A 25,311-nucleotide genomic window follows, 5' to 3' on the forward strand; every position below is an offset into this window, starting at 1 on the left:
GCCGGAAATGGCGGTCGAGAGGACGGCGGGCGGATCGCTGGCCGGAAAACTGTCTTCGAGGCCTGATTGCAACTGCTCCTCGAGCGTCTGCGGGTTCTCGGAGCGGCCTTCGGCGCGGCGCTCGCCAACGGCTTCGACATCGCTCTTGGTGTCGGGGTGAGCGCGGGCTTCCGATATCGTCGACACCACCAGCTCGATGGCGAACTCTTTCATCGCCTCGGCTTGCGGCCCATCGACATCAGAGTCTTCGATCAGGCGGATGAGCGACTTTTCCAGGGCGCCCAGTTCCTTGACGCCCTGACACCGCGCCAGACGCTTGGTGAGCGAACCGATCAGCGCCGGGGCAAAGGTCGAATAGGCAAGCCTGCGTGTGTCGTCGACCTGCTCGGGATGAAGCTTTTGCAAGGACATAGATGCCTCCAGTCAATCAGCCGTGCAGCTTCTGCCGCTGGCCCCTCCTTAGGAAACAGAGGGGAGGGCAAGAGGTTCCATACAGTCCTCGACAGGGTCGACGAGTTCAACTCCACAGCGACGCCATGGTCAGCGACGCTTCGAATATCTGCTCCCTGTTCTCGTTCAGCATCTTGACGGTGATCCGCCGGTGGTCGCCCTCCGGTATCTCGTCGCGCGCCACATCGTGCAATATGCGCAGCGCTTCGGCTCCCGCACGCTCCCGGCTGGGAAAAAGCTGCCCCTCTTCATCAATCTGGGTCTCGGCGTTGTACAAGTCGAAGTAGAACCGTTCCATGTGTGCAAGGATCCCTGCGTGAGAACGCTAAGGCGCATCGCGGTTGAAGGACGCAGGCGACGCGCTTCAGGTCTGTGTTTTTATGCATGTCGTTGTCTCAAAATCGGGGCCATTTTTGAGCGACATGGATTAAATCCCAACCCGCACCCATGGTTCCATGCGACTGTGCCCTGAGCAGATTTCCTGCCAGGAGCCGTCGCCGTGCCGGCCGATTGCAACCGCACCCGATCTCCGGCGTTTGGCTAGGCCACGAATGTCCACGAAATCTCGAACTGGATCCTCGATGCTAGAACCGCTTTATCTCAACCTTGGCCAGCATGACGCTTTGTCCGAGCAGGAAAAGGGGCTGCTGGCCGCCGCCATGACCATCGAGATGGATTTTGCCACCGGTCAGGACATCGTTTCAGAGGGATCGAGGCCAGGCTACAGCACGCTCATCATCGAGGGTCTGGCGGCGCGCTACAAGGTGCTGGAGGATGGCGGCCGCCAGTTCACCTCGTTGCAGGTGCCAGGCGATTTTGTCGATTTGCACGCCTTCCTGCTCAAGACAATGGACCATGGCATTATAGCTTTGTCGCCATGCCGGGTGATCGCCGCCGACCACAGTCGGCTAAGGACGATCACCGAACAGGCGCCTCATCTCAGCCGCTTGCTTTGGCTGGACACGCTCGTCGATGGCGCCATCCATCGGGAATGGATCGTGGCCATGGGCCGGCGGTCCAAGACTTCGCATCTGGCGCATCTTGTGTGCGAGCTGTTCGTGCGGCTCCAGGTCGTCAAGCAGACCAACGGCATGAGTTTCCGGCTTCCCCTGTCGCAGGCGGAACTGGCCGATGTGCTTGGGCTTTCGGTCGTCCACATGAACCGGGTCATCGGCGCGCTGCGCAAGATCGGTGTGATCGGCTGGGCAAATTACATGGTGACCATTCTGGACTGGCAGCAGCTGGTGGAAATCGCCGAGTTCGACCCGACTTATCTCAGCATGAACCGCGAGCCGAGATAGGCTATCCGGCGTTCGCCATGACATCGCAGGCAATCCGTCAGCCGGTCTTTCAACGATGCCCATCCAGCGACGCCAATTCGTCGAGCATGGCAAGGGCGGCACTTGGCTTCGCCGGCTTCAGCAAGCCCTGTTGGGCGGCGGCATTCTGGAAAGCGGCAAAGGCGATGTCCGGGCGGCAAATGCCGTTCAACGCGTCATCCACCAGCCTGTCGGCCGCCTTGTAGGCCGCCGTCTGCTTGTTCTTCCATGTTCCGCCTAGCGCCCTCCTGGCGTCGGCGATCGACGACACCGTCATCGCGCTGCCGTCCACGAATCTGATCGTCAGGGGCAGAAAACGGCTCATGCGCTCACCATCCAAACCATTCGCGCCTCGCCCGGATCGATCTCATCACTTGCCTCCTTGAAAACGGGATCGCCATAAACGAGGAAATCACAAACTGGTTGCAGCCCGGCGAGCTACATGTTGCTTGCCGGCCAGATCGGCCGATGCGGACGATAAGGCGGCCGCGGCGCCGGCTTCAACGGGATGTCGGCGAGCGAGTTGCGGATCGGCCTGAACAGTATCGGCGAAGACGCGGCGCGGCGGTGCAATACCGCGGCTGACAATTTGGCAATCAGATTTCGAACGTCCATGGGACACCTCGAGCGCGTTGAGAGTCCCCCCATCGCGATCACCTACCACCTCACGCCCAGCATCCGCATTTAACTTTGATATAGGCCGGACGAATACGCGCCGCGCGCAATGTCTGCCGCCGAGATTCTGCCGATCCTCGGCGGCGGCTATTGAGGGCGGTGCCAGGCTGGCGGTCACGCATCCCAGCAGCGACGTCGCGGACGCTGCTGCAACCGGATGAATTTTCGTGCATTCTTGTGCATGGCCACAATGCTTCGAACCGACACGCCGGCAAAATGCTGCTCCTATTGCGGTTCGCGAGAGCATGACTACGAGGATTGTCCGAAGCGTAAAGCAGAGGCGGAGCGGCAGTGGGAAGGCCAGGCAAAGCCCGGCGCCGAATCCGAGGCGACGGCCGAAGTCTAGCTGGGCTCGAACAGCTCGATCACGTTGCCGGACGGGTCTTCACAAAGAATCTGTCGCCCGCCCGGACCTTCGACGATCTGGTTGCGGAACCGCACGCCGGCCTCGACCATCTTAGTCACGATTGACGGCAATTGCTCGACCTCGAGCACGAAGCGGTTCCATCCGCCCGGCTCGGGTGTCCGGCCGTCCGGCATCGGCCTGGCTGCCGACGCCAAGGGACCGGCGAGCCAGAGCGAGAGGTCGCCGCGCGTCAGGATGGCCATCGCCGGACCGAATTGCTGCTTCAGCGCGAAGCCCAGATAGCTCGTATAAAACGCGATGGACAGATCGACATCGCGGACCAGATATCGGACGGACACCATTCGCAGGCTCCCTCACAAACGCCCCTCCCGAGAGATAGCTGGCGGGACAAGTCGGGGCAAGCCCGCGCGCACGCTTCGGGCGCCTACGGTGCGATTGCGTGGTCGGCCTGTCTGTCTCTCACGAAGGCCGTCAGCAGCTCCATTCCCGCCGGCCAGTCGCCCAGCCCGCTATTGCTGTTGATGTGACCAAGCGGCCCGGCGATGTGCAGTTCGCTGCCCCATTGTGTGGCTTTCTCACCGGCATAGCCGTTCGGATCATAGGGATCGTCGGTGCTGGCCACGATCAGCGAGGGGAAGCGAAGCGGCCCGCGCGGCGTATCGGCGAAGGGAATTCCGTAAGCGGGATAGACCGGCGAGGCCGGGTCGGGAACCGCAACCAGAAACGCCCCGCCGATCCGACGGCTCGACACCGCCTGCCAATGCGCGACCAGCAGGCAGCTGAGACTGTGGGCGACGAGCACCGGCGGGGTCTGTGCCTGTGACACCGCGACGTCCAGCGCCGCCACCCAGTCGTCGAAATCCGGCAGCTCCCAGCTTGCCGGGCTGAAGCGGCGCATCGCCGGGTCGGCCTGTTGCCAGCGTGTCTGCCAGTGGGCCTCGCCCGATCCGCCGCTGCCCGGCAGAATGATGAAGTCGGTCATGGAAAATCCTGTTTCTTCGCCGCAGATGATGTCCCAATCCTAGGGCTTCTCCTTGTTCGCGGAATGAGAGATCATCGGAAAGCGATGAAGAATTCCGATGGATTGAAGGTGTTCATGGCAAACGGCGATTACCGGCCACGGCTCGACCCCACCGACATGGCAATCATCGAGATCATGCAGGAGGATGGCCGCATCGGCATTTCCGAACTCGGCCGCCGCGTCGGCCTGTCCCAGCCCGCGACGTCGGAGCGGGTGAAGCGGCTGGAGGAGCGCGGCATCATCGCCGGCTACCGGGCCGCGATCGATCCCACCGCCCTCGGTCTCGGCACCATGGCCATGATCCGCCTGCGCACCACGCATGAGCACATCCAGACCTGCCTGAAGAAATTCGCGGCCATGCCGGAAGTGGTCGAGGTGCTGCGGGTGACCGGCGAGGATTGTTTTCTGGTCAAGGTGGTCGTGCCGTCGCCGCCCGACCTCGAAAGCATCGTCGATGCCATCGGCCGCTACGGCGCGGTGACGACCAATGTGGTGCTGCGCGCCGAGCCGCCGAAACGGTTGGGGCGGGAGCTGATGGCGAAGCTCTGAGCGGCCACGCGCGGCAAGAGGATTGCAAGCGCCTCCTTTTGCGAGGTCCGGCTTTGCCGCGAAAGAATTTCGCGGGCTGGTGTAGGATCGGCGGCGTGGCGCCCGTCCTTGGGGCGAAACCCGTTGCAAACCTTTGGAGCACATCATGGAAGCCGTTCAATCGCCGTGGCAGACCGCGGCCATTCTCATCGCCCGCCTGACCTTGGCCGCCATGTTCGCGATGGGAGCAGCCTTCAAGTTCATGGATATGAACATGACCGCCGGCTACATCGCCGCCGCCGGCTTCCCGTTCCCGCTGTTTCTGGCCTGGTGCGCCGCGATCCTCGAAACGCTGCTGGTGATCGCCTTGCTGACCGGAGCGTTCTTCACGCCGGCCGCCCTGGTCGCCGCCGTCTACGTGGTCTTCCTCGGCTTTGCCTTCCACGGTCCGTCGCACTGGACCGGCAACCAGGCCGAGTTCGGCGCCTTCATGTCCCATTTCCCGTTCGCCGCCGGCCTGCTGTTCGCCGCCGTGCATGGACCGGGCAGCGTGCTGGCCTCGAAGATTGGCCGAGGGTGAGGCCCCGCGTCGGCAGACCGCCTCACATCTGGTCGTTGTAGGGTTCCTTCATCTGACCGACCATGCGGGCCAGTTTCGAGAAGGACGGCATGTCCGCCTCCGGCTGGCATTGATTGGCCAGTTCCAGCAGTCGGATCGGAAAGTTGACGGCGTCGCGGTTGGACTCCGACATGCCGTCGGACCGCTCCTCGCCGGTTTCGATGGCCTCGGCCTTGCGCAGCGCAATGTCGATATCCTCCACCGTGAGCAGGCCCTTGCGCACCAGCACCTGATTGATCGAGGCGACGGCCATCAGCAGGCCTTCGAGTTGCAGATTGGCGACGTTCATGGCTGTTGCTCCCATTTGGCTCACGCTCAACGCATGAGCCGCTGTTACGATCCGGACGGGGATGCAAGCGATAGGCGTCGGCCGATGGCCTGCGCTACTCTTCCATCCAGCGGCGGCCATATTCGGCCCACAGCGCCTTGACCTCCCGGCTGCCGAGGCGCGGGGCCGAGCCGTCGCCATAGGCGATCGAAACGCAGCTGATGTCGTAATGGGGATGGGCGTCGATGACGAAGCGGATCGCCTCGCCGAGCGGCCTTCTGCCGATGACCGGATCGGCCTGGCCTTGGCCGACGCTGCGAACGCCCGAAACAGTGGCTGGCGCTTGCCGCATCCTGAACACGGATGCCATGGCTGGTTTGTCCATCCCGCTCTCCCCCGAGTTGGAGTGGAATGATTCCATAAGAGCCAGCTAATGACCAGTCGCTAGACGGCCTGTCGAAGGCTGCGTCTTGTATCCTGCAGCCCGTTGAAGGACTGTTCAGGCCAGCGGATCCGCCGCCGGCGGCCTGGCGGGAAGGCCGAGCCTTGTCCGCTCGCCGTCGGCAAACTCCTCGGCCGCTTCCTGGGCCATGAACAGATGCTGGGTCACCGTGCCATTCTCGGCAACCAGCACCGCCCATTGGCGGCGGTCCACACGTTCCACGCGAACGTCATTGGGCTCTCCGGCCACCACGATCGTCCTCCAGCAGGCGTACGGCACGGAGGGGGCGTGCCTTTACGCCTTGGTCTTGCTCTTGGCCGGCGCCTTGGCGGCCGGGGCCTCGGGTGTCCTGATGCCGAGCCCGAACTCCTTTGCCAGCTCCGAGCGCTTGGCGGCGTAGCTGGGCGCCGTCATCGGATAGTCGCCGGGCAGGTCCCATTTGGCGCGATAGGCTTCCGGCGTCATGCCATGGGCGGAGCCGAGATGACGCCGCAGCGACCTGAACTTCTTGCCATCCTCGAGGCAGTAAATGAAATTCGGCGTTACCGAGCGCTTGCGGTTGACCGCGGGCTCAGGCGCAGGTTGCGGCGGAGCAACGGGATTGTCCACGGCCGCGAGCGCTGCATTGACGCTCTCGATCAACGCCGGCAGGCTATCCGGAGGCACTGAATTGTTGCGCACGAATGCCGCGACGATGTCGGCGGTCAGATTTATATTTCGGATTTTGTCCTCAGACATGGCTTCTTTTGCCCCCTTGATGCCAAAGGACAAATTATCAGACAACATCCGCCGACGGCATGGCACTTTAGAACATATGCATATGACTTGACGCCGGATGTGGTAGCGCTAGCATCGCCGAGTCTCCGATCGATGTCGATGTAGGAATTCTTTCCTGACATATCTTGACCGGTGAGGGCAGCTATGCTATGATTTGTCGATGTTGCTGATTTGCGCCACCAACCCGCCGCCGAGGCGGGTTTTTTGTTTCAGGCCGGCTTGGAAGCGATGATGGCCAGTGACGCGAGTTTTCCCTCGCTCAGGCTGCTTATGTAGTTTTTTCGCCGATGCACGAACTCGGCGCCGAGCACGATCTCATTGGCCTGCTGCTGGGCGGGCGACGGAACCATGCTGGAATTTGCCCGTTTCAACGCCAGCTCGACGTGATCGCCGGTTTCGTCGATGACGTCGTCGACCTGGAATCCGGCTGAAGCAAACAGAGCCTTCAGGGTTTCGCGGTCGACGAGATGGCTGGCCACAGCCGACACCGCCCAAGGCAAGGGATAGTGAGGCTCGCCGTCCGCCAGCACCGCCTCGGTCCAGACAAGCCTGGCCTTCGGCTTCAGTACGCGCCACGCTTGCCCGATGACCGCCGCCTTGTCGGCGATATTCATGCCGACATAGAAGCAGATCGCCGCGTCGAATGTGTCGTCCGCAAAAGGCAGCCTTGTCGCATCGGCCTCATGGAAACGCACTTTGTCGCCGAGGCCGCAGAGCTCGGTCAATCGGCGGGATGCCTCGACGAACGCCTGCGTCAGGTCGACGCCGTCGACGCTGCACCCATAGGTCTCGGCAAGGAACCGGGCCGGGCCGCCAATGCCGCTGCCGATGTCCAGAACCCGATCGCCGGCGGAGGGCGCAAGACGCGCAGCATGGTCCTGCGTGGCGATCAGCTCGCGGCCATGAAGCTGATCGAACGGATAGAGTTGTTTGGCTGCGAGGCTGCCGGCCTTTGCGTCCGGCACAGCCGACAGGATGCGCTCGACAATGCCGCCGCTGCCATAGTGACTGGTCACATCGCTCATTTCGCTCTCCGACGAGACCCAGCATCCCATCGATGCGGCCCTTCGCGCAATGCGCGCCGCCGCCAAGGACGAGGCTTTGACCGGAGTAGGAATTATTTCTTATCTGCATTGACGGGTGAGGGCAGCTTTGCTATGATTTGTCCATGGTGCTGATTTGCGCCACCGACCCGCCCACGAGGCGGGTTTTGTTTTCCTGATGCCCACAACGTGCGGATATCGGATGTCGGCGGGACAGCCCCCCTCTGGCCTGCCGGACGTTCGTCGTTCGGAAAGCCAAGCAATTGGCTTTCCGTCCGCTGCGCGGACCACTCCTCAACCCCCACACGGGGGGGAGATCGGACTGCCGCCTTGCTTTCGCCAATCGTCAGCGCTGCAAATTGGTCGCGACCCTGGAGCTGCCAATCTCCCCCCTTGAGGGGGAGATGTCCGGCAGGACAGAGGGGGGCGTGAAGGAACGCTATCCTCGGTTCATTCTGCCTTATCCGCGAGGCCTCCCTTGTCCAACCGCTATGCCACCATCATCACCGACGATGACGGCCGCGAGGTCGTCAGCGCCATTGGCGTGTTCGAGGGCGCTGCCCCGCAGGCGCGCATCGGCCGTATCGAGCCGGTCGTGCCGGGCGTGCTGATCGGCATGGTTCGCGGTGGTCCTGTCGATGCCATCGGCGGCTTCGGCTTTCCGCGCGGCGCGCACGACGCAAGGGCGATCGCCAGGGCAAGCCTGAAAGCCGCGTCTGCCGGAAAGCGCCACGCGCCGGCCGCTGATGCAGCCCGCAAGGCCGCCCCAACACGGTCAGGGCCAAAATCGGCACGGCGCAAGTCCGGCAAGATCAAGTCCGGCAAGATCAAGCGGCCAGCGAAACAGGCACCTACCGCCGAGCCCGCCGGGATCTCGGATCATGGCTGACCGGACGGCGCCGCGTGCGCGCCCTGGCCGCAAGGCGACTGCCGCCGCTGCCAAGCCGAAGCGGACGAAGAAGACGCTTGGCGATGATTTCCTCGACGCGGTTCGCGCCGATTTCAGCGCCCATGGCGCCGGCGTCATTGCCGCGGTCCGGGCCGACAAGCCCGACCAGTATCTGAAGATCGTGCAATCGGTGCTACCCAAGGATCTGGCCAAGGATTTGCATGTTTCATCTGACAATCTGGAAGCCCTGAGCGATGACGAGATCCGCCGCCGCATCCGTGGCCTCGAAGCCGTCCTCGGGCCGTTTGGCGACCAGCCTGAAGACGCGCCGCCACTATCTGGCGCTGCTGCAGGAGCTGGACCGCAGGCGCAGGACTAACCAGCTTGCCGCCTACCGGCCTTATCCCAGGCAGGCGCAGTTTCACGCCGCCGGCGCGCAGAACCGGGAACGTCTGTTCATGGCCGGCAACCAGTTGGGCAAGACCAGGGCCGGCGGCGCCGAATGGGCCATGCATCTCACCGGCCGCTATCCCGCGTGGTGGCAGGGCAAGACCTTCGACGCCGCCGTCAGGCTATGGGCTGCCGGCGTGACCGGCGAGGGCACGCGAGACAACCCGCAGCGCGTGCTGGTCGGCCCGCCGCAGCAGCAGGCGGCATGGGGCACCGGCATGATCCCCGCCGATGCCATCCGCCAGACCACGATGGGCCGCGGCGCGCCGGGCGCGCTCGACAGCATCGTGGTGCGCTGGGGCGGCGGCGGCGACGTGCAGGCCGATGAATCGGTGCTGTCGTTCAAGAGCTATGAGAAGGGCCGCGAAAAGTGGCAGGGCGAAACCCTGCACGGCGTCTGGTTCGACGAGGAGCCGCCGCTCGATATCTATTCCGAAGGCCTGACCCGCACCAACGCGACGGGCGGCATCACCATGGTGACGTTTACGCCGCTGCTTGGCATGAGCGACGTGGTGCTGCGGTTCTTGACGGCGCAGGAGGTTCTCCCTTCCCCCCTTGTGGGGTGAGCAGCTGGTTCGCGAAGCGAATTCGTCGTGCCAGTGGCACGACGAAAGGCCGGCGAACGCCGGGACGCTGCGGAGCAGCGGGGACCCGGCAGGTTGGATCGGCCACCACCCGGCCCTTCGCAGGCTCAGGGCGTTCGAAGCTCGAAAAGCCAAGCAATTGGCTTTTCGTCCGCCACGCGGACCGCTTCTCACCCCACAAAGGGAGAAGGTAAGAACCGCCACGCCCGGCGCAAATATCGTGCGCGGACAACATCATACGACATTACTTTGAATCAGTTCGGCAGGCTCTACGCCCTGTCACGTCGCTATCTTGACCCCGAGATCAGCGGTGCCTCAGGCGATTGCCGGCAACGATGATTGCCATACGGCGTGGTGCGATATCTGGTTGTGCTCGATGCAATCGGTTGCCAGTTTGCTGATTTCAGGATCGGCGGACGCCTGCGCCCATTCGACGAACGCGTCAACAACGACCAACCTCGCCCGGCTGGCCAGCCCCAAGCCGTAACGGCGCACTACCGGCTCTGAATGGTCGAGCATAGCACGGATCATGCCTGATGCATCACCTCGCCATTGCCCGGAGATATCGGCGATCGCCGAAAACGGCGTTTGCGGCCTGAGCAACGCGGCGTGCTGACGCGCAAGCTTTAACTGCCAGTCTTTTGCAAAGCGCACAAATTTGACGGCTCCCATGCGTACACCATCGTGATAATCATCAAGGGCAAACAACGCCTGCGCGAGATGCTGACCATCGTTCCGCGTACTGCATCGCAAGATAGACTCCACGGCATCGAAGCGCGTGCGCGGGTTGCTGTCCCCAAGCAGCGCGGCCAGCTCACCCACCATCGAACTTATGTTCTGGTTTTGAAAGGTGGCAATAAACGCACCCGCCGCTCGCGTCTCAGCATTGGCAGATGTCAGCAGGAGACGAAGGCTTTCCAACGGCACCGTCTTGCCGAGCTCGCCGAGAAGGTCGTTGGCAAGCGCGCCATCGTCATCATGCGGGGACGACAGCAGCCGCTCCAGCATCTCCTGACCTGTCATGGCATTTGTCGATTTGCCGAGTGGCAGCAGGATCTTACCGCCTTCGCTGAAAAAAAGATGAGCAACCTCGCTGTCCTCGGCGGACAGGCGCATCGCCTCGAATAGATCTGTCATGGCAAAGAGTGGCTGTCCCACCCGCGTAGAGTACAGGCCGCGCAGAATGCACCAGCCCAGACGCATCGATGTCGCCGATGCACGGCAAGACCTACCGCATAAAGCGATAAAGGAAAAGATGAGAGCGAAGCTTTCCCGTTTCGGCGCGTTGCGGAATTGCGAACCGCGACTAGACTGGTGGCCAGGTTGTCGAGGAACCAAGTCCATGAACAGGCGGCAGGTATTGACAGGCGGTTTGTCTTCGCTTGTCGTGTCGCCGGCGGGTGGTGCTGAGGTATCAAAGCCCCAGGTGCCCAAATGGCGACCCTCGTTTTCACAACCCATCGATCGCATCGAGGAACGGTTCGGCTATTACTTCGACAGAGGCCGTGACTTTGCCATCCTTGAAACGGCACCTGCGTGCTGACGGAAGCCGGCCTGTCCGATGAGGCGGCAGCCATGGCCGCCATCCAGACGCTTGCCATGATTTACAACTATCACCCGGACATGAAGCCGTCTGACATGGATGATGGCAACGTGCTGGTCAGCTACAATCATCCAGCCTTCAATGTCGTGCTTTCCGACGTTGCGAATGCGCATTGGCAAGAGATCGAGGCCCGCCACCAGGATGGGCTGGCTACGGGCGAGGTGCTGATCACGCCGCTGGGGCAGAATGTGTTCGATGAGCTCGGCAAAAAGGCGCTGCTTGGCAGGTGCTACATGTTCATGGATGCGCAGGCGCCAAAGGTGATCCGCATCAAACCCAGTTGATAAGTCGAATCAGGGGTATTTGGGTGCCGGCAAGTTGCCTGGCACGACCTTCGGCGGTTGACGATTTGCGCGTTAATGGGCCGCACAATATTTTCTCTCGACCGGTATACTGATATATATAGAGCATACAGGATTGATTGGGAGTGTCGGGGACGCAGACCTCGCGTTTGAACCCTGTTCCTGGATCGGTACGGGTTCTGCAGATTTTTTTACTAGTATCGTAAGGAACATTCGCCTGGCTGGTGCATGCCGATGCACTGGCGGCAATGCCGACAACGATTGCAATCCGAATCATGTGTTCCCCCAAGTCTTGGGTCAGCTTCGCATTGATGAGCGCTGGTATCAATGGCCACACTCTATTGGAGCATGCTTGCATGACCCGTCACGTCACCTTCATGACCATAGACGACGTCGAACACTATTCGCCGGACGAGCGTGCCGCGATCATCGCCGCCTATCCCGAACATGAGCGCGAAGCGAGGGCCAAGGGCATTCCGGTGCTGGGCTCCGGCCGCATCTTTCCGATTGCCGAGGAGCTGATTGCCTGCGAGCCGTTCCGGCTGCCGCGCTACTGGCCGCGGATCGGCGCCCTCGATTTCGGCTGGGACCATCCGTCGGCCGCGGTCGAGCTGGCCTGGGATACGGAGGCCGATGTCGTCTATATCTCCAAGGCGGCGCGGGCCTCGCAGCGGACGCCGGCCATGCAGGTACTGGCCCTGAAGCCGTGGGGCGAGTGGCTGCCCTGGGCCTGGCCGCGCGACGGCCGCCGCGAGACGCTGGAAGGCGCGGGCACCGCGCTTGCCAGACAATACGCCGCGCACGGGCTGAACATGCTGTCGGGCCACGCCCGCTTCGCCGACGGCTCGGTCTCGGTCGAGGCGGGGCTGATGGAAATGCTCGACCGCATGCAATCCGGCCGCTTCAAGGTGTTTTCGACGCTGCTGCCCTGGTTCGAGGAATTCAGGCTTTTTCACCGAAAGGACGGCAAGGTGGTGAAACTGCGCGACGATTTGATGGCCGCGACGCGCTACCGCAAACTGACGCTCGCCTATGTCAGCGGCGCCGGCACTTTGCCGACGGTGGCCAACGGCATCTGGCTGATGTTCGACCGTGCCGGCGACAGAGGCGCCGACGGGACGGGAGTAGGAGATTTTTTGGGGCCTGCGTCTTCGGCAACCGACAATATTGTCACTTTCGCGGGCACCACGGGCAAGGTGGGGAAGGATAGTGGGATCGCGGTGTCCAGCCTGGCGCCGAAGGCCAGCCCGACATTTACCGGGACGCCAACGGGGCCGACCGCAGCGCCTGGAACGAATACCACGCAATTGGCTACAACGGGGTTCGTCAAGGCTGGGTTTGATCTGAAACTTGATAGCCGACCCAACCTTGGTGTCGTCGCGCAGACGATCACCGATTGGAACAACGCCCTGGACAACGGCTGGTATATGGCCTCGGCGGCGGCTAATGCGCCAGACGGCGTAAATTGGTTCCTGGGGTTTGTGGAAGCGCACGGAAGCACTGGCTACCGGACGCAGACGGTGCATGATTTCGTCAACGACACTACGGCGGCAGACCAAAAGCTATGGCGGCGCAGGCAGGCTGGCGGTGCCTGGGGAGGATGGATCAAGCTGCAATGGTCGCAGGCCGAACAGGATGCACGCTATGTCCAGTCGTCCACGGCGTTGCTTCAGAAGTTTTATGAAAGCCCGCAACAGACGATCACATCCGGCGGGTCGCTGACGTTGGCTCATGGGCTGGGGGTGAAGCCGAAAAATTACCTTGCATTCTTACAGTGCACCACTGCTGAGGGTGGCTATTCTATTGGAGACGAAGAACCTGTCTCGATTGGATCGCACGAAGCAAGCACCAATCGAGGCCTAAGTGTCGTTCCCGATGCTACAAATATGGTCGTTAGATTTGGGTCGCAGGCTTCTAGTGCCGTTCAGATTACACGCAAAGACACTGGTGGATTTCTAAATATTACCAATGCAAGCTGGCGGCTTGTCATTAGGGCATGGGCCTAGCATAAATTCGAGTGAATTCTTCAAAAGAAAGATCAAAAGGCCGCTCTCTCTTTCCGAGATATGGCGTCTGCCCAATCCACCACCGAATCTCAATAAGCCTCGGCTATTTTCGTCGTCGAAGCGCTTCTTGATCACCTTTGCCGGAATTCTTCCTAACACTGCATACGGAGGTGCATCTTCGATCACCATCGCAGCGGCGACGACGGCAATGGTGCCGTCGCTCGATTCGCCGTTCCGATCTCCTTTCCGGCCGACGCCACCAAATACCGCCCCGCCAAGGTCTCCAGCGACGTTGTCTCGATGATCGACGCCTAACCGCAAGCAGCTTCGCAAATCGACAACCTGCCTTTCGCGGGCAGAAAGGAAAACCCCAATGGACCGCAACTTCGCGCGGGCGCTTGCGCTCGTCCTCAAATCGGAAGGCGGCTGGTCCGACAATCCGGCCGATCCCGGCGGCGCAACCATGAAGGGCGTGACGCTGGCCAATTTCCGCCGCTACGTGAAGGCGGATGCGACGAAGGTCGACCTTCGCCATATCACGGATGCTCAGGTGGCGACGGTCTATCGCCGCTTCTATTGGAATGCCGCTGCGGGCGCCGAGCTTCCCGGCGGTGTCGACTATGCCGTCTTCGACTTCGCCGTGAACAGTGGGCCGGGCAGGGCGGCTAAATATCTGCAGGCGGCAGTTGGCACCGCACAGGACGGCAGGATCGGCCCGGCCACGCTCAAAGCTGTCGGCGCCAGGCCACCGGGCGCAGTCATCGACGATCTTTGCGATGCCCGCCTGGCATTCCTGCGGCGGCTGCCGACCTGGCCGGTTTTCGGCAAGGGTTGGAGCGATCGCATCCGGTCGGTCCGTTCCCAGGCGCTGTTGATGTCGGCACTACAGCCCGCTCCGGCACCTTTGCCGGGCACCCCGCCCCAGCCATCAGCGCTCTCGCCGAAGCCCGGCAGTGCGATGCCGCCGGTGTCTACCGGCGGGCCCGTCAGCCCCGTCGAACGCCTGCCGTTCTGGCGTGCGCTGCTTCAAATCCTGAAATCGATTTTCGCAAGGAGTTCGACATGATCGCCGTCTTCATCCGCATCGGCTTGCGTTACGGCGCCGGTGTTCTGGTCGCGCGTGGCCTGCTCGGCGCCGACGACGCGGCGGCATTTTCTTCCGACCCCGACATTCAAGCTGGTCTGGAGATCGCCGCCGGTCTCGCCATCGCCTCGGTCACCGAGACCTGGCACTGGCTGGCCCGCAAATCCGGCTGGGAGCACTGACATGGAAGGGTTTCAACAACTGCTCATCGCCTATCTCGAAGCCGCGAAACCCTATGCTATCGGCTTTGCCGCCGGGCTTGTCGCCGGGTGGCTGCTGTGAGCGCGCTCCTCGCCGTCCTGCTTGGCAACAAAGCGCTGCTGGGCTTCCTGGCATCGGTCATCGCCGCCCTTTGCTGGGGCGCTCACCAGCGGCTGGCCGGCGCCAGGGCCGAGCGCGGCAAACTGGCGGCCGCTGAGGCCGCGGCGCGCGCGGTCGCTGAGCAGGTGCAGAACGACGTCGGCGCATTGCCGGCGGACGCTGTTCGAAAGGAGCTGAAATCATGGGCAAGGGACTGATGCTTGCGCTGCTTGTGGCGCTTGCCGGGTGCACGACTGCTTCGGGCGGCTTCTGCGCGATTTCGAGCCCGCTGCGCCTGTCGGCCGAAGCCGTCGACGTCCTGTCGGACGCCGAGGCGAGAGCGCTCCTGGCGCACAACCGCAAGGGACAAAAGCTCTGCGGATGGAGGCCTTAGCCGATGCACGACCTCTTCGACATGCTCGGCATCAAGGGGCCGGTCGTCGCCGCCGGGCTAGCCGGCGGCGTGCTGCGAGCACTGTCGCGCCATCGCTACAAGCTGCGCGAGATGATTGCCTCGCCGATCTGCGGGGCGCTGGCGGCTGCGTATCTGACGCTGCCTGCCGTCGCCTGGTTCAGGGCAACCGGCATGCCTATCCCCGATCCGGCCGACGACACCACGACGCTCGCCGCCGCCTTTTTGATCGGCGTCTCGGCCATGTGGATTTCCGACATCGTCTTCGAGGTCATCGTGCGGCGGTTCGGCTCGGCCGGCAACGAGTGATGCACTTGAGATGCTGGAAGAAGCCAGCGACAATGCCTACCTAAGGAGCAATCCAATGGAGGTATGATATGGCGACGTCCACCGAACGTGCAGTCCTTGCCGGCGGCTGTTTCTGGGGCATGCAGGATTTGATCCGGCGCTATCCCGGCGTGATCTCTACCCGCGTCGGCTATAGCGGTGGCGATGTGCCCAACGCCACGTATCGCAACCACGGCAGCCATGCCGAAGCCATCGAGATCGTTTTCGATCCGGCCAGGATCAGCTTTCGCACATTGCTCGAATCCTTTTTCCAGATCCACGATCCGACCACCAGGAACCGCCAGGGCAACGATGTCGGAATGAGCTATCGCTCGGCGATCTTCTACACCAGCGACGAGCAGAAGCGCGCCGCCGAAGACACCATCGCCGATGTCGATGCCTCTGGACTGTGGCCGGGCAAGGTCGTCACCGAGCTTGCGCCGGTGGGCGATTTCTGGGAGGCGGAGCCAGAGCATCAGGACTATCTCGAGAAATACCCCAACGGCTATACCTGCCACTTTGTCAGGCCGGGCTGGAAGCTTCCGGTCCGCGAAAAGGCTGTTTCGTAACGCAGCCGCTATCGTCTGCTTATCTGGCGGTCGAACTATTCTTCCGCGCGATCGGTATGCCGGCCGCCTTGTTGAGGTGGCCGTGCTCGGGCTGCCCATAGATGAACGCGCCGTGGACGGGTTTGCCGTCGACCTCAGAGCCTGAGAACGCGACGGCCTCGATCTTCTTTGTTCCGGTCAGGCTCTGGTTTCGAAGATAGGCGAAGGTTCGCACCGCTTCTCCGACAATTCGATCGAGAAACGGTTTTGGCCGCCTCCCGGGCCGTCGCACGAGGCTTGGAAAGCGCTCTCGTCCCGAAACAAAATGGTGCTGTGCGCAAAGCGCCGGCATGACTTCCTTGCGTCCGACCCTCACTTTGGCAAAATGCGTTTCCAGCTTGATCACATCGGCATCGCGCGGCACCCATCGATCGGAAGCAAGCAGCGAGCCGGCGCCCGCGCCGAAAACGACGTCGTCCTCGAAAACCGCGCCATATTGATCCGCGCCGTTCGCAACGATCTCCCAACACGAGCGGTGGCTCAGGAAACAGCAAACCTCAGCAGCGCTTAGCGGGCTTTTGGCGACAGAGCAGCAATCGGGGCAATCAATGGCGGAGACACGCTCAAATGGTACTCCGATCCGGCCGAACTCGGACGCGACATGCGCCAGCCGATCGCGAGAACGATCAAGATTGATCACCAGACACCTCATCAGCGCCCCCTTTGTCCGGTGATCAGTGAATATCACGTTCCCGTGATTGCACAAAATTTGCTTACGTGCGGGGCAGTGGGTAGCGGCGTACGGTGCCGCCGGTTGATTTTGGAGGTTGGGTGGACATTGACGGCGTCCCCCGCGTGGCGCGAGCCTTTACCGTGCGCGCCTAGACGAGTCGCCCTAGAAGCCGAAGAATTGCCGACCGATCATGTATCCGAGCGCGACGACCACAAGGGGAAACAGGGCGGGCGTCAGCCCACCAAGAGCGGAGGTCTTTGGCTGTTGCCTGGAGATGGTCCTGGGTGCATTGCCGAGATTCTTGGTCATCCGGTATAGTAGCAAGCGCTGATTAACGATTCCGTAACCCGATCGAGGCCGCCGCGGCTTTTTGCGTTTCTGGCGCGACCTTGACAATGCCCAGCCCGTGACGCAACTGGGCCGTCTTTGAGAGCATTGTGAGGCAAGGTCAATGCGGGTGACGCTCGTTTTGAAGGGCGTAATACCCTGCCGAGGTTACGGTGGGATTCAGCGTCAGGTCGAATGGCTGGCCACGGAGATGGTTCGTCTCGGACACGAAGTCGTGGTGATCGCTGGCCCTGGCTCCAGCCACCCGCTCTTCGAAGTCCGGCACGCTTCGACCGATGCCGAATGCCGGGCAGCCATTCCGCGCGACACGCAAATCGTCCACACCCATAGTTGGCCCGTCGAGGTGCCATTTCCAACGCTGAATACGCAGCGCGGCTTTATGCCGGACCAGCCCATGCCAGTTGCGAACTGGAGCTTTATCAGCGCCAATCATGCCCGCCAGCATGGGCGCGAGACATTCGTCTACAATGGCTTTCCGGTGGACGCCTATCGTTTGTCGGCTGCAAAGGGCGACCGCCTGCTATTTCTCGCCGGCATTGCACGATCAAGCAAAGGCCTCAACCGCGCCGTCGATCTCGCCAAAAAATTCGATTTCGGTCTCGATATCGCCGGTGGCTCGCGTTGGAAACTGCTGGGCCGAAGTCAGACCCGCCGCGAAGGGTTGTTTTTCAAGAGCCTTGGCAGGCGATACCGTTTCCACGGAATCGTTGACGGCGAGCCGAAGCTTCGCCTTCTCGGCGAAGCGCGAGCCTTCCTCAACCCCATCGCCTGGGAGGAGCCGTTCGGCAACGCACCGGTCGAAGCCATGTTGTGCGGCACTCCGGTGCTGACGACGACGCGAGGCGCATTGCCCGAGACGGTCGATGCCGACAGCGGGCGCTTCTTTGAGACCGATGAAGAATTTGCGGCCGCTTTCGAGGCCGTCGCCGACCTTACGCCTCAGCAATGCCGCGAATCGGCCGCGACGAGATTTCCCATCCAAAAAGCGGCGCGCGGCTATCTGGATCTCTATGCCCGCATCCTTGACGGCGAAGCGCTTCCTTGACGACCGGCGATCCAATCCTCTTCGTCGGCTTCCCCGCGGTCGGCGACTTCGTCCGTTGCCATTCCGCCATCCAGATCATTGCCGCGCGATTTCCTGATCGCCCCATAGATGTCGTCACCTCGCCCGTTGCAGCGCCGCTGGCGCGCCTGATGCCGCATGTCAGGAAGGGCTGGGCGCTTGCCAAGCGTCATCAGCGCCCCGGTTTTGGCGAGCGCAGCCGCCTGGTTGGCGAGTTGCGCAAGGAAAATTACCGTACGGCCTATCTGATGACCAGCAGCACCAAGGCGGCGCTGATGGCGTTCATGGCCGGAATAGAGGAGCGCATCGGCTATCCGCAGGAGTTGCAATTCGGCCTCCTCAATCGCTTCCCCGCCGGCTGGTTGGCCCATCTATGGGCCTTCGGACCCCGCAAGACGCGGCTGTTCGAGGAGGTCTGCTCGATTGCCTCGCTTGGCGAAAAGCCGGCTGCGGGCGCAGAGTGGCCGGCGCCCCGGCTTGTGGTCGATCCGGCCGAACTGGACGAATGGCGCCAGCACAAGAAGATCGATGCCGACCGACCGGCACTGGCGCTCTATACTGCCGACATTGAGAATTTCCGCTCATGGCCCGTCGAGCGCTTCATTTCAATCGCCAGAGACCATCATGATCGCGGCTGGGCAATCTGGATTGTGGGCGGACCGCGCGAGCACGCCGGTGCCGCAAAAATCCGCGCCGCCATTCCTGAGGCAATCGACTTCACCTCGACCCCGTCGATTGCTGACGCGATGTGCCAGATCGCTGCGTCAACCATGTTCCTCGGGGTTGATGGCGGGATTTCCCACGCCGCCGCTGCCCTGAACGTCCCATGCGCGCTCATCTACGGGCTGAATCGCCCCTATGTGCATGGGCCCGTAAACAACCATGTTCGCTTTATCGAACCGCCGCTTTCGACGCCCAGCTGGGTCAAGGACACGCGCGGCGTCAGCGAAACTCGGGTGAGGGAGGCTCTGGCTGACATCTCAGCCGGTATCGCCAACTGACCAATGGTCTCGCCGGCCCCAGGCGTCTGGTTAAAAACGCCCCGTGGGGGCAACCATAGCCCCGTTTTGGGTTTACCCCTTGACACTACCCCTTGGCCCTGCGGTTTTCGGGCTCGTGATTGCCGACCCAATGTGCACGGATGCGGTCGCTGGCTTCAAGGTAGGCCATGTCGATGAGGTAGGTCAGAAGCTTCTGGCCGTCGGCTTCGGCTTTCTGCCGAAGCTCCCGCAGCATCCCTTGCGCGAACTGCAGGTTCTCCATTTTGCTCGGCTGGTCCATTGGTGCCCCCCCAATGTCTGCGCATGAACTTTGCGCTGACTATGCTTGCATGAAGATTGCCGTGAAGTGGATATTGCACGTGCGGACCGCGATCCTGCGAAGGCGCTGGCTGCATGAAAGCCGCCCCATCCGGCTTCAAGATTCGCTACAATATGTGACGGAAAGAAAATAAACAAAGCTTCTTTTTGTACAAGAAAGGGAGATTCCTTCAGTTCACACCACGAGATGCTTGGGCAGCATAGTTGACGTAACGATATTGCGTGGTCTTAAGCTCTCGTTTCCAAACAAACGTAGCATCGTTGCAACCACAAGACGAATTCCAGCTGACCGGGGACGCTCCGTTCGGCATCGGGCGGTTTCGAGAACGATTTCCTGCCTGCCGGCTGTCTGCGCCGCTCGCGCTAGGCCGACTTGCGTTGCGGCAAGCTAGACGGCGTCTCGACACCGTCAGAAATTGGTTCGGCTGTCCGGTTTGTCGGCTCGTCATCGACCCGGTCGTGCTCGAATTGCCGGGCGGCAGGCAAGCGTTGCAACCAGTGCTCACGGCGATTGACCCAGAGTTCATAGCTGGGCTCCAGCCCTTCGGTGGGCACCTCATCGAGGCTGCCAATCGTCACTTCCACCTCATTCTCACGAACCAAAGGGACCCGGCCGCCGCAGGTGGGACAAAAACTTCTGTCGCCGTAGCTGCTGACGATACCCGTCGTTTCGAACGCCTCGAGCGGCCACACTGCAAACGCCGAAAAAGCCGACCCGCTAGCCTTGCGGCAGTCCTTGCAATGGCAAAGGCCAATCCGAAAGGGATCTCCCGTCACCGAAAACTGGATGCCGCCGCACAGGCAGCTGCCGCTCCGCCTTGTATCATTGGGCATGACCGCTCCTCCATCTGGTTGGGCATCACACCACTACATCTTGCAGCGCCATGCGCACAATCAATTCACCCGCAGCGCAAGGGTTCCATGTCGCCTCGCGCAAAGCATCGTCTGAACCCGGGAGCGCCATGGCAACGACCGCCGCAAGGCTGCTGGATGTGTCAGTTCGGGAAATCGAACACCGGTTCCCGGCACCAATAGACACGGCACTGGCGATCACGTGTCGGAACGGAGGCAGCGACCGGCACCTCCGGCCAGTCGCACTCGTTGCCGTATTGGCGGACATAGCGATCGTAAGTATTCTGGCCGGTCGTCAACACCGCCGAGTGATGGCTCTGGATCAGGCGCTGCGTCTCCTCGCAGCTCATCGAACGCGTGTCGGGTCGGGCGTGGGCCGTGCTTGTTGCTGCAAACAACGCCGTTCCAATGATCCATGCGATTGTTTGGGATGTCATGGCGATCCTTATCCTAAAATACGGCCAGGTATTTCAACAGCGAAATGATGCCGATAATGAGGACAACGATCTGCGCGATCTGCCTCGTGCGGCCATCGAGCGGCAGACGCTGGATGAGATAGAGCACCAGGATGATCACCAGGAAAGTGATTAGAATGCCGATAAGTACCGATGAAGCCATGTCCCTCACTCCGTCTGGCTACGTCTGAGAAGAGTACGCAGCGGCAAACGCTCTGGCCCTTGATTGGTTCCTGTCGATGCGAAGCCATCGGCGCAGCGTAAAGGCCGCGAAACAACGTTCCGCAGCCTTTGAAGCTGGATGCCGATCAGGGCCTGTTTGCCGCAATGGTTGTCGTTTGCCATCGGCGACACAGTCCCAGGCAACTTGTTGCTGGCGTCAGGCGGGGCTAACGGGAGAACCGCCTCGGGTTGACGAGCTTCCGACAAAGACGGCCTGAGTTGCGCTTCGTTGTCGACATTTGCGCGAGCCCTGAGATCCGGCGCCGCCCGGCGGGTGATCGCCTTTTCGCAGGAGAACAATTGCCGTCCCAAGGGGACGACGGGAACCGAAACCTCGCACGTGCATCTCAGCTACCGCGGAACGGGCAAATCGAGCAGGTGGGGAATTTGGGGTAGGGAAATACGTCATCCAACATGCGGGGATTGGAATCCCAGGTGTCGGGCCCGCCAGTTTGTTGGGAGCGTTGCCCGTTGCAGCCTACACCATCGACACACGGGGCCGCATCACGTTCTACAACGAGGCCGCCGAATGAGTGGGACGACGCGCCGCGGTTTTGGCTCCGTCGTCCTCCAGCGGGTTGCGCCACAAGCGCTTAGCGGCACCGGACAACTGGAATTTGGGGACAAGGCGTCGTCTGGACGCTCCAGGCGCCGCCGAGTTCGGTCCAAATCTCTCTCGCGGATTTTGTCGATTGAAAGAGAGGGTCGCGCTTAGGACAATCCCAGCAGGGGAGCGGTTTGGCCGCCTGTGGTGTCGGAATTGCCGATGCCAGACAGTTCGTGCTTATCGTCGGCAAGCGAAGTCAATCTCCCCGCCTCGACGGAGGTCAGTCCGTCCAATTCCATCACCGCGCCGTAGAGTTGGGCCGTCTGCATCACAAGCCGCTCGACGTCTTCAAGGGCGACGTTCTCGTCCAGGTTACGCAATCGTATGTCCTCGGCAACCACCGCAATATTGACCATTCCGCGCGAGCGCAGCGCGCCCAGGACCCGTGAATTGAGATCCTCCCGTAGCCGAGCCGAATATCCGTAGCGCATGGAAACCTTCCTTTCAGGAGCCGGTTGTCCCGTCGTGATCAAGATGCGCCAACGACCTTCAGATGGCAAGAAGAATATAAAATATTCTCAAGTAAATCAAGTAGTTAGCAGACTGCGAGGGTTGTGCTATCGGCGTGTCTTCCTCATCGTTGGTCTTGTATGTGAGTCACCCATCAGCCTCTCTTGACGCGCTGCACGGGGACCCCTAGCTATACTGCAATTGAGACACATACTAACTCACCATATTTTTGGTCTTGACGGTTGGAGGCGCGAATGGCCGAGCTGGAACGACCCGAGCGACTGCAGATCATGCTGACAGCCGAGGAATTGGCTGCCTTGGAAAACTGGCGCTTCGAAAAGCGCATGCCAAGCCGGTCCGCGGCAGTGCGGGAACTGCTGCGGCGCGGCCTGGATGCGGATGGATTCCTGACTGCGGGACAAGGAACAAAGTCTCAGGACTTTGGAATTCTGGGCAGCAGTGTGACTGGCGACGGCCAGTCGGGCGAGTAATCCGACGGCGGTTAGCCAACAATCGCTTTTTCTGGAAGTGCCGCTACCAATTTATTGCAGTGGCGGAAACGCAAAGCGGGTCGGCTCTCGGCAGGGTACTGGTCTCAGCAGGGTACTCTTGGCGTATTGTTGCAAAGCCCGCTCCGGTTCGCCGGAGCGGGCTTTTTGCGTTTTCCGAACAGGAAATGGTCGCGATCGCTTTCAGATACGCTCAAGGTTCTCTTCGCACTCCATGCACGTGACGCTGTGACCGGGGCACCTGAGCCGGTGTGTTCCTCCAGGGCAGCAATGGCCGTTCGAGCTCGCCCACCGGGCACAGACAAACACCTTGCGGGTTCCGTGGCATTGTGGACATTCTATCGGACGCGCCAGCAGAGCCTCGTTCTCCGAGACACGGCATTCCCTCTCAAGAACCTGGACCATCTGAAACCCCAAGGCCGAAATACGGCTAAGCTATCCATACCCGGAAAGCCTAAATTAGAATTTAATCACATAGATCACGAGCCTTCCGAGGGGGAAGTTTCGCGGATGGCGATCTCAGGCCACCGGCAGTCCGCCGCGCGTGTCTCGTTCCCAATTTCGGCCGTCTCAAAGTCAAGCTCCGGTTGCTCCCGGCATCGGTCGACCCGCGATTTTGCCCACCGATTTTCGCATTCGGATCGTTATAGGCTTTCGCTTTGCTGGAGCGGCGTTAAAGCTGCCCGGCAAATGCCTGGGCGGGAACAGTCCGTTCCTGCGTCGGTTCGTTTGGACAAGGATGTCTGCCAATGACATTGATGGGCGCAGCGGCACTTTTGATCCTTGTCCTGACTTATGCCGGCGTCGCAATCGGGCGTATTCCAGGCCTCCGTCTCGACCGGGCAGGGATCGCCTTGCTGGGGGGGGCGGCGATGATCGCCATCGGCGCACTCAGTATGGAAGATGCCTATCGCGCCATCAATTTCGACACCATTACGCTGCTGCTCGGCATGATGATCGTGGTGGCGCATCTGAAGGTGTCGGGCGCCTTCCGGGCGCTTGGCGCCTACGCTATCGAGCATGCGCACGCGCCTTTCGTGCTGCTGGTGATGGTGACGCTGTTGACCGGCGTGTTGTCGGCGTTCCTGGTCAACGACGCCATCTGCCTGGTCATGGCGCCGATCGTCGTCCACGTCACCCGTGTCATCAATCGCAATCCCATTCCCTATCTGATCGCCACCGCCACCGCGTCCAACTGCGGCAGCGTCGCCACCATCACCGGCAACCCGCAGAACATGGTCATCGGCGCGCTGTCGGGAATTTCCTACCCAGCCTTTTCGGCCGCCCTGGCGCCGGTTGCCCTCTTCGGCCTCGTCGCGGTCATCGTAATCGTGCGCATCGTCTACCGCGCCGAATTCGCCCGCACCGCCGATCTCAACCCGGAGGTCTATCGCGGCCGCATGCTGCCGGGACAGGTGCTGAAGGCGGTGGTTGTCTGCATCGGCCTGGCCATCGCCTTCTTCGCCGGCGTTCCGGTTGCCAAGGCAGCGCTCATCGGCGGCGCCATCCTGTTGCTCACCCGCGCCATCAAGCCGGCACGCATCTACCGCGAGATCGACGGCCCGCTGCTGTTCATGTTCGCCGGCCTGTTCATCGTTGTCGCCGGCGCCGAAAAGACGCTGCTGACGCCCGACATCATCGCCTCGGCCAAGAACCTCGGGCTGGACGACGTCTGGCGGCTATCGGGCTTCACCGCGGTGCTCTCCAACATCATGAGCAATGTTCCGGCCGTGCTGGCGCTGCGGCCATTCGTACCCGGCCTTGAAAACCCCGGGCGTGCCTGGCTGGTGGTGGCGATGAGCTCGACGCTGGCCGGCAACTTCACCTTGCTTGGCTCAGTCGCCAACCTGATCGTCGCCGAACAGGCGCGGGCGGCCGGCACGCAGCTGTCCTTCTCAGCCTTCTTCAAGGTCGGCCTGCCACTGACGCTGCTGACCCTTGCCGTTGGGACGGCATGGCTGGCGGCTGGATTCTAGAGCAATTTCAGGAAAAAGTGTGAAGCGGTTTTCCGTCCGGATTGCGTCAAAACAAAGAGATAGAGTGTTTCGCCGTCTCCATTAGACGGTGAAACGCTCTAGCGGATAGTCGCCGATCCTAACCTTGCCCGAACCAGCGTTGCAGCGGCATGTCCGGCCGCCTCGACATAGTCGGGGTTGCGGTGGATCAGCATGATCGAGAACGCGCCGTCCATCAAAAGCACGATTTCGCGCGCCAGGGTCCGCGGCTCGTCGACGCCGTGGCCTGAGAGTTCGCCGGCCAACCAGGTCTCGAAATTCTGCTTATGCCGCGCCCCAGCTTTAACGGCGGGGTGTCCGGGCATGGAAGCGAGTTCGGCTGCCGTGCGCAGAAAGCCGCAGCCTCTCCATTTCGGGTGCTTCGCCACGCGCGCCAGATTGGTGAAAATCGCCTCGACCTTGCGCTCGACATCGCCTTCGGCCGTCTCGAACCAGCCGGCCATCTGCTTGAGGTTCGGCTGGTCGCGACCGTCGAGATAGGCCGCGATCAAATCGTCCTTGCTCTTGAAATGATAGTAGAGCGTGCGCTTGGTCAGCCCGGCTTTTTCCGCCACTGCATCGACGCTGACGCGGCCGATCCCCTCGGCATAGAACAGCTTCGTTGCGGCATCGACAATGCGTTTGCGGGTAGGGCTTGGTACTTCGCTCATACGCAAGTATACCGACTAGTGAATATACATACAACCGAAAGCCTGATCCTCTCCGTCGACAAACACAGGGAAGG

General features: G+C 61.6%; 36 protein-coding genes and 1 pseudogene. 18 read left to right on the forward strand and 19 right to left on the reverse strand.

Going from position 1 to position 25,311, the window contains the following annotated elements:
• Nucleotides 1-6 precede the first annotated feature (6 nt).
• Nucleotides 7-411: pseudogene (locus X730_RS141125) on the reverse strand (hypothetical protein); the annotation flags it as partial.
• A gap of 106 nt (nucleotides 412-517) precedes the next feature.
• Nucleotides 518-748: a hypothetical protein gene (locus tag X730_RS141120; RefSeq protein WP_023671435.1), complete on the reverse strand. Its 231-nt coding sequence runs from the start codon at nucleotides 746-748 to the stop codon at nucleotides 518-520.
• Nucleotides 749-1,031: 283 nt separating this feature from the next.
• Here X730_RS141120 and X730_RS141115 point away from each other — a divergent pair, with 283 nt between their 5' ends.
• The gene (locus X730_RS141115; RefSeq protein WP_023671436.1) at nucleotides 1,032-1,751 is read left to right on the forward strand and encodes a Crp/Fnr family transcriptional regulator; all 720 of its coding nucleotides are present in this window, start codon (nucleotides 1,032-1,034) and stop codon (nucleotides 1,749-1,751) included.
• 49 nt (nucleotides 1,752-1,800) lie between these two features.
• Here X730_RS141115 and X730_RS141110 read toward each other — a convergent pair whose 3' ends face one another.
• From X730_RS141110 to X730_RS141100, 4 genes are all read right to left on the reverse strand, one after another.
• Nucleotides 1,801-2,094, reverse strand: a complete 294-nt coding sequence (locus X730_RS141110; protein WP_023685943.1) for a DUF982 domain-containing protein — start codon at nucleotides 2,092-2,094, stop codon at nucleotides 1,801-1,803.
• 113 nt (nucleotides 2,095-2,207) lie between these two features.
• Entirely contained in the window at nucleotides 2,208-2,384 is a 177-nt protein-coding gene (locus X730_RS1000000167720) for a hypothetical protein (RefSeq protein WP_023671438.1), read from the reverse strand.
• A gap of 402 nt (nucleotides 2,385-2,786) precedes the next feature.
• Nucleotides 2,787-3,152: a VOC family protein gene (locus tag X730_RS141105; protein ID WP_023697758.1), complete on the reverse strand. Its 366-nt coding sequence runs from the start codon at nucleotides 3,150-3,152 to the stop codon at nucleotides 2,787-2,789.
• An 83-nt stretch (nucleotides 3,153-3,235) separates the two neighbouring features.
• Complete coding sequence (locus X730_RS141100) at nucleotides 3,236-3,793, reverse strand: alpha/beta hydrolase (RefSeq protein WP_023697757.1); 558 nt, start codon at nucleotides 3,791-3,793, stop codon at nucleotides 3,236-3,238.
• 84 nt (nucleotides 3,794-3,877) lie between these two features.
• Between X730_RS141100 and X730_RS141095 the strand changes: the two genes are divergently transcribed.
• Together X730_RS141095 and X730_RS141090 are read left to right on the forward strand one after the other, a co-directional pair.
• Entirely contained in the window at nucleotides 3,878-4,381 is a 504-nt protein-coding gene (locus tag X730_RS141095; RefSeq protein ID WP_023671442.1) for an Lrp/AsnC family transcriptional regulator, read from the forward strand.
• 145 nt (nucleotides 4,382-4,526) lie between these two features.
• Complete coding sequence (locus tag X730_RS141090; protein WP_023700688.1) at nucleotides 4,527-4,940, forward strand: DoxX family protein; 414 nt, start codon at nucleotides 4,527-4,529, stop codon at nucleotides 4,938-4,940.
• Between the two features lie 22 nt (nucleotides 4,941-4,962).
• Here X730_RS141090 and X730_RS141085 read toward each other — a convergent pair whose 3' ends face one another.
• From X730_RS141085 to X730_RS141065, 5 genes are all read right to left on the reverse strand, one after another.
• Nucleotides 4,963-5,268 (reverse strand): hypothetical protein, encoded by a 306-nt coding sequence (locus X730_RS141085; protein ID WP_023671444.1) that lies wholly within the window; start codon nucleotides 5,266-5,268, stop codon nucleotides 4,963-4,965.
• A gap of 94 nt (nucleotides 5,269-5,362) precedes the next feature.
• Nucleotides 5,363-5,632, reverse strand: coding sequence for a hypothetical protein (locus tag X730_RS141080; protein WP_023671445.1), 270 nt, complete (start codon nucleotides 5,630-5,632; stop codon nucleotides 5,363-5,365).
• Between the two features lie 114 nt (nucleotides 5,633-5,746).
• Nucleotides 5,747-5,911, reverse strand: coding sequence for a hypothetical protein (locus tag X730_RS141075; protein ID WP_023685951.1), 165 nt, complete (start codon nucleotides 5,909-5,911; stop codon nucleotides 5,747-5,749).
• 72 nt (nucleotides 5,912-5,983) lie between these two features.
• The gene (locus X730_RS141070) at nucleotides 5,984-6,427 is read right to left on the reverse strand and encodes a MucR family transcriptional regulator (protein ID WP_023671447.1); all 444 of its coding nucleotides are present in this window, start codon (nucleotides 6,425-6,427) and stop codon (nucleotides 5,984-5,986) included.
• A gap of 248 nt (nucleotides 6,428-6,675) precedes the next feature.
• On the reverse strand, nucleotides 6,676-7,491 hold the full coding sequence (locus X730_RS141065; RefSeq protein WP_023693742.1) for a class I SAM-dependent methyltransferase: 816 nt from the start codon (nucleotides 7,489-7,491) through the stop codon (nucleotides 6,676-6,678).
• A 496-nt stretch (nucleotides 7,492-7,987) separates the two neighbouring features.
• Here X730_RS141065 and X730_RS141060 point away from each other — a divergent pair, with 496 nt between their 5' ends.
• From X730_RS141060 to X730_RS141055, 3 genes are read left to right on the forward strand one after another with little or no spacing between them, the layout of a single operon-like run.
• A complete protein-coding gene (locus X730_RS141060; protein ID WP_023671449.1) occupies nucleotides 7,988-8,398 on the forward strand; it encodes a hypothetical protein in 411 nt (136 codons plus the stop codon).
• Nucleotides 8,391-8,777 (forward strand): hypothetical protein, encoded by a 387-nt coding sequence (locus X730_RS1000000166625; protein ID WP_023671450.1) that lies wholly within the window; start codon nucleotides 8,391-8,393, stop codon nucleotides 8,775-8,777. The genes X730_RS141060 and X730_RS1000000166625 overlap by 8 nt, the downstream gene beginning before the upstream one ends.
• A complete protein-coding gene (locus X730_RS141055; protein WP_245260097.1) occupies nucleotides 8,677-9,414 on the forward strand; it encodes a terminase family protein in 738 nt (245 codons plus the stop codon). The genes X730_RS1000000166625 and X730_RS141055 overlap by 101 nt, the downstream gene beginning before the upstream one ends.
• Before the next feature lie 333 nt (nucleotides 9,415-9,747).
• Here the strand turns inward: X730_RS141055 and X730_RS141050 are convergent, their stop codons facing one another.
• Nucleotides 9,748-10,893: a HEAT repeat domain-containing protein gene (locus X730_RS141050; protein WP_155922510.1), complete on the reverse strand. Its 1,146-nt coding sequence runs from the start codon at nucleotides 10,891-10,893 to the stop codon at nucleotides 9,748-9,750.
• A 114-nt stretch (nucleotides 10,894-11,007) separates the two neighbouring features.
• On the opposite strand from X730_RS141050, the gene X730_RS141045 reads away from it, so the two are divergent.
• From X730_RS141045 to msrA, 8 genes are all read left to right on the forward strand, one after another.
• Entirely contained in the window at nucleotides 11,008-11,319 is a 312-nt protein-coding gene (locus tag X730_RS141045; protein ID WP_155922511.1) for a hypothetical protein, read from the forward strand.
• A 329-nt stretch (nucleotides 11,320-11,648) separates the two neighbouring features.
• The gene (locus X730_RS1000000168765) at nucleotides 11,649-13,343 is read left to right on the forward strand and encodes a terminase family protein (protein WP_245261411.1); all 1,695 of its coding nucleotides are present in this window, start codon (nucleotides 11,649-11,651) and stop codon (nucleotides 13,341-13,343) included.
• A 373-nt stretch (nucleotides 13,344-13,716) separates the two neighbouring features.
• Nucleotides 13,717-14,409 carry a glycosyl hydrolase 108 family protein gene (locus X730_RS141040; RefSeq protein WP_023727868.1) on the forward strand — a complete coding sequence of 231 codons (693 nt, stop codon included), beginning with the start codon at nucleotides 13,717-13,719 and terminating at the stop codon, nucleotides 14,407-14,409.
• Entirely contained in the window at nucleotides 14,406-14,609 is a 204-nt protein-coding gene (locus tag X730_RS141035; RefSeq protein ID WP_023689878.1) for a hypothetical protein, read from the forward strand. Before X730_RS141040 ends, X730_RS141035 begins: the two co-directional genes overlap by 4 nt.
• A gap of 96 nt (nucleotides 14,610-14,705) precedes the next feature.
• The gene (locus X730_RS141030; protein WP_023684348.1) at nucleotides 14,706-14,945 is read left to right on the forward strand and encodes a hypothetical protein; all 240 of its coding nucleotides are present in this window, start codon (nucleotides 14,706-14,708) and stop codon (nucleotides 14,943-14,945) included.
• Nucleotides 14,930-15,121, forward strand: coding sequence for a hypothetical protein (locus X730_RS141025; protein ID WP_023671459.1), 192 nt, complete (start codon nucleotides 14,930-14,932; stop codon nucleotides 15,119-15,121). Before X730_RS141030 ends, X730_RS141025 begins: the two co-directional genes overlap by 16 nt.
• A gap of 3 nt (nucleotides 15,122-15,124) precedes the next feature.
• Complete coding sequence (locus tag X730_RS141020; protein ID WP_023689880.1) at nucleotides 15,125-15,448, forward strand: hypothetical protein; 324 nt, start codon at nucleotides 15,125-15,127, stop codon at nucleotides 15,446-15,448.
• Between the two features lie 68 nt (nucleotides 15,449-15,516).
• Nucleotides 15,517-16,035, forward strand: a complete 519-nt coding sequence (gene msrA / locus X730_RS141015; RefSeq protein ID WP_023827219.1) for a peptide-methionine (S)-S-oxide reductase MsrA — start codon at nucleotides 15,517-15,519, stop codon at nucleotides 16,033-16,035.
• A gap of 19 nt (nucleotides 16,036-16,054) precedes the next feature.
• On the opposite strand, the gene X730_RS1000000165465 is transcribed toward msrA, so the two are convergent.
• Nucleotides 16,055-16,714 carry a glycosyltransferase family 25 protein gene (locus X730_RS1000000165465; protein ID WP_023827220.1) on the reverse strand — a complete coding sequence of 220 codons (660 nt, stop codon included), beginning with the start codon at nucleotides 16,712-16,714 and terminating at the stop codon, nucleotides 16,055-16,057.
• 484 nt (nucleotides 16,715-17,198) lie between these two features.
• Here X730_RS1000000165465 and X730_RS141010 point away from each other — a divergent pair, with 484 nt between their 5' ends.
• Both X730_RS141010 and waaF read left to right on the forward strand, forming a co-directional pair.
• Complete coding sequence (locus tag X730_RS141010) at nucleotides 17,199-18,140, forward strand: glycosyltransferase (protein ID WP_023808296.1); 942 nt, start codon at nucleotides 17,199-17,201, stop codon at nucleotides 18,138-18,140.
• The gene (gene waaF, locus X730_RS141005) at nucleotides 18,137-19,159 is read left to right on the forward strand and encodes a lipopolysaccharide heptosyltransferase II (protein WP_023727870.1); all 1,023 of its coding nucleotides are present in this window, start codon (nucleotides 18,137-18,139) and stop codon (nucleotides 19,157-19,159) included. The genes X730_RS141010 and waaF overlap by 4 nt, the downstream gene beginning before the upstream one ends.
• A gap of 85 nt (nucleotides 19,160-19,244) precedes the next feature.
• On the opposite strand, the gene X730_RS141000 is transcribed toward waaF, so the two are convergent.
• From X730_RS141000 to X730_RS01000000164775, 5 genes are all read right to left on the reverse strand, one after another.
• A complete protein-coding gene (locus X730_RS141000) occupies nucleotides 19,245-19,439 on the reverse strand; it encodes a hypothetical protein (RefSeq protein WP_023689885.1) in 195 nt (64 codons plus the stop codon).
• 401 nt (nucleotides 19,440-19,840) lie between these two features.
• Nucleotides 19,841-20,311 (reverse strand): GFA family protein, encoded by a 471-nt coding sequence (locus tag X730_RS0134470; RefSeq protein ID WP_023705683.1) that lies wholly within the window; start codon nucleotides 20,309-20,311, stop codon nucleotides 19,841-19,843.
• Nucleotides 20,312-20,472: 161 nt separating this feature from the next.
• Nucleotides 20,473-20,766: a hypothetical protein gene (locus X730_RS0134475; RefSeq protein WP_023730429.1), complete on the reverse strand. Its 294-nt coding sequence runs from the start codon at nucleotides 20,764-20,766 to the stop codon at nucleotides 20,473-20,475.
• Between the two features lie 13 nt (nucleotides 20,767-20,779).
• On the reverse strand, nucleotides 20,780-20,947 hold the full coding sequence (locus X730_RS1000000166640; protein ID WP_023727872.1) for a Thivi_2564 family membrane protein: 168 nt from the start codon (nucleotides 20,945-20,947) through the stop codon (nucleotides 20,780-20,782).
• A 770-nt stretch (nucleotides 20,948-21,717) separates the two neighbouring features.
• Nucleotides 21,718-22,044: a hypothetical protein gene (locus tag X730_RS01000000164775; RefSeq protein ID WP_023727873.1), complete on the reverse strand. Its 327-nt coding sequence runs from the start codon at nucleotides 22,042-22,044 to the stop codon at nucleotides 21,718-21,720.
• A 273-nt stretch (nucleotides 22,045-22,317) separates the two neighbouring features.
• Between X730_RS01000000164775 and X730_RS140995 the strand changes: the two genes are divergently transcribed.
• Both X730_RS140995 and X730_RS140990 read left to right on the forward strand, forming a co-directional pair.
• Complete coding sequence (locus X730_RS140995) at nucleotides 22,318-22,554, forward strand: hypothetical protein (protein WP_023671471.1); 237 nt, start codon at nucleotides 22,318-22,320, stop codon at nucleotides 22,552-22,554.
• 767 nt (nucleotides 22,555-23,321) lie between these two features.
• A complete protein-coding gene (locus X730_RS140990; protein WP_023756417.1) occupies nucleotides 23,322-24,548 on the forward strand; it encodes an anion transporter in 1,227 nt (408 codons plus the stop codon).
• Nucleotides 24,549-24,646: 98 nt separating this feature from the next.
• Here X730_RS140990 and X730_RS140985 read toward each other — a convergent pair whose 3' ends face one another.
• A complete protein-coding gene (locus X730_RS140985; protein ID WP_023827221.1) occupies nucleotides 24,647-25,237 on the reverse strand; it encodes a TetR/AcrR family transcriptional regulator in 591 nt (196 codons plus the stop codon).
• Nucleotides 25,238-25,311: the final 74 nt, after the last annotated feature.

This window comes from Mesorhizobium sp. L103C131B0, assembly GCF_000502275.1.
In the GTDB taxonomy this organism is placed as follows: Bacteria; Pseudomonadota; Alphaproteobacteria; order Rhizobiales; family Rhizobiaceae; genus Mesorhizobium.

Coding starts and splice junctions, on each gene's coding strand:
- X730_RS141120 (WP_023671435.1), bottom strand. CDS start 748: ATGGAACGGTTCTACTTCGACTTGTACAACGCCGAGACCCAGATTGAT.
- X730_RS141115 (WP_023671436.1), top strand. CDS start 1,032: ATGCTAGAACCGCTTTATCTCAACCTTGGCCAGCATGACGCTTTGTCC.
- X730_RS141110 (WP_023685943.1), bottom strand. CDS start 2,094: ATGAGCCGTTTTCTGCCCCTGACGATCAGATTCGTGGACGGCAGCGCG.
- X730_RS1000000167720 (WP_023671438.1), bottom strand. CDS start 2,384: ATGGACGTTCGAAATCTGATTGCCAAATTGTCAGCCGCGGTATTGCAC.
- X730_RS141105 (WP_023697758.1), bottom strand. CDS start 3,152: ATGGTGTCCGTCCGATATCTGGTCCGCGATGTCGATCTGTCCATCGCG.
- X730_RS141100 (WP_023697757.1), bottom strand. CDS start 3,793: ATGACCGACTTCATCATTCTGCCGGGCAGCGGCGGATCGGGCGAGGCC.
- X730_RS141095 (WP_023671442.1), top strand. CDS start 3,878: ATGAAGAATTCCGATGGATTGAAGGTGTTCATGGCAAACGGCGATTAC.
- X730_RS141090 (WP_023700688.1), top strand. CDS start 4,527: ATGGAAGCCGTTCAATCGCCGTGGCAGACCGCGGCCATTCTCATCGCC.
- X730_RS141085 (WP_023671444.1), bottom strand. CDS start 5,268: ATGAACGTCGCCAATCTGCAACTCGAAGGCCTGCTGATGGCCGTCGCC.
- X730_RS141080 (WP_023671445.1), bottom strand. CDS start 5,632: ATGGACAAACCAGCCATGGCATCCGTGTTCAGGATGCGGCAAGCGCCA.
- X730_RS141070 (WP_023671447.1), bottom strand. CDS start 6,427: ATGTCTGAGGACAAAATCCGAAATATAAATCTGACCGCCGACATCGTC.
- X730_RS141065 (WP_023693742.1), bottom strand. CDS start 7,491: ATGAGCGATGTGACCAGTCACTATGGCAGCGGCGGCATTGTCGAGCGC.
- X730_RS1000000166625 (WP_023671450.1), top strand. CDS start 8,391: ATGGCTGACCGGACGGCGCCGCGTGCGCGCCCTGGCCGCAAGGCGACT.
- X730_RS141050 (WP_155922510.1), bottom strand. CDS start 10,893: ATGGGTTGTGAAAACGAGGGTCGCCATTTGGGCACCTGGGGCTTTGAT.
- X730_RS141045 (WP_155922511.1), top strand. CDS start 11,008: ATGGCCGCCATCCAGACGCTTGCCATGATTTACAACTATCACCCGGAC.
- X730_RS1000000168765 (WP_245261411.1), top strand. CDS start 11,649: ATGAGCGCTGGTATCAATGGCCACACTCTATTGGAGCATGCTTGCATG.
- X730_RS141040 (WP_023727868.1), top strand. CDS start 13,717: ATGGACCGCAACTTCGCGCGGGCGCTTGCGCTCGTCCTCAAATCGGAA.
- X730_RS141035 (WP_023689878.1), top strand. CDS start 14,406: ATGATCGCCGTCTTCATCCGCATCGGCTTGCGTTACGGCGCCGGTGTT.
- X730_RS141025 (WP_023671459.1), top strand. CDS start 14,930: ATGGGCAAGGGACTGATGCTTGCGCTGCTTGTGGCGCTTGCCGGGTGC.
- X730_RS141020 (WP_023689880.1), top strand. CDS start 15,125: ATGCACGACCTCTTCGACATGCTCGGCATCAAGGGGCCGGTCGTCGCC.
- msrA (WP_023827219.1), top strand. CDS start 15,517: ATGGCGACGTCCACCGAACGTGCAGTCCTTGCCGGCGGCTGTTTCTGG.
- X730_RS141010 (WP_023808296.1), top strand. CDS start 17,199: ATGCGGGTGACGCTCGTTTTGAAGGGCGTAATACCCTGCCGAGGTTAC.
- X730_RS141000 (WP_023689885.1), bottom strand. CDS start 19,439: ATGGACCAGCCGAGCAAAATGGAGAACCTGCAGTTCGCGCAAGGGATG.
- X730_RS0134470 (WP_023705683.1), bottom strand. CDS start 20,311: ATGCCCAATGATACAAGGCGGAGCGGCAGCTGCCTGTGCGGCGGCATC.
- X730_RS0134475 (WP_023730429.1), bottom strand. CDS start 20,766: ATGACATCCCAAACAATCGCATGGATCATTGGAACGGCGTTGTTTGCA.
- X730_RS1000000166640 (WP_023727872.1), bottom strand. CDS start 20,947: ATGGCTTCATCGGTACTTATCGGCATTCTAATCACTTTCCTGGTGATC.
- X730_RS01000000164775 (WP_023727873.1), bottom strand. CDS start 22,044: ATGCGCTACGGATATTCGGCTCGGCTACGGGAGGATCTCAATTCACGG.
- X730_RS140995 (WP_023671471.1), top strand. CDS start 22,318: ATGGCCGAGCTGGAACGACCCGAGCGACTGCAGATCATGCTGACAGCC.
- X730_RS140990 (WP_023756417.1), top strand. CDS start 23,322: ATGACATTGATGGGCGCAGCGGCACTTTTGATCCTTGTCCTGACTTAT.
- X730_RS140985 (WP_023827221.1), bottom strand. CDS start 25,237: ATGAGCGAAGTACCAAGCCCTACCCGCAAACGCATTGTCGATGCCGCA.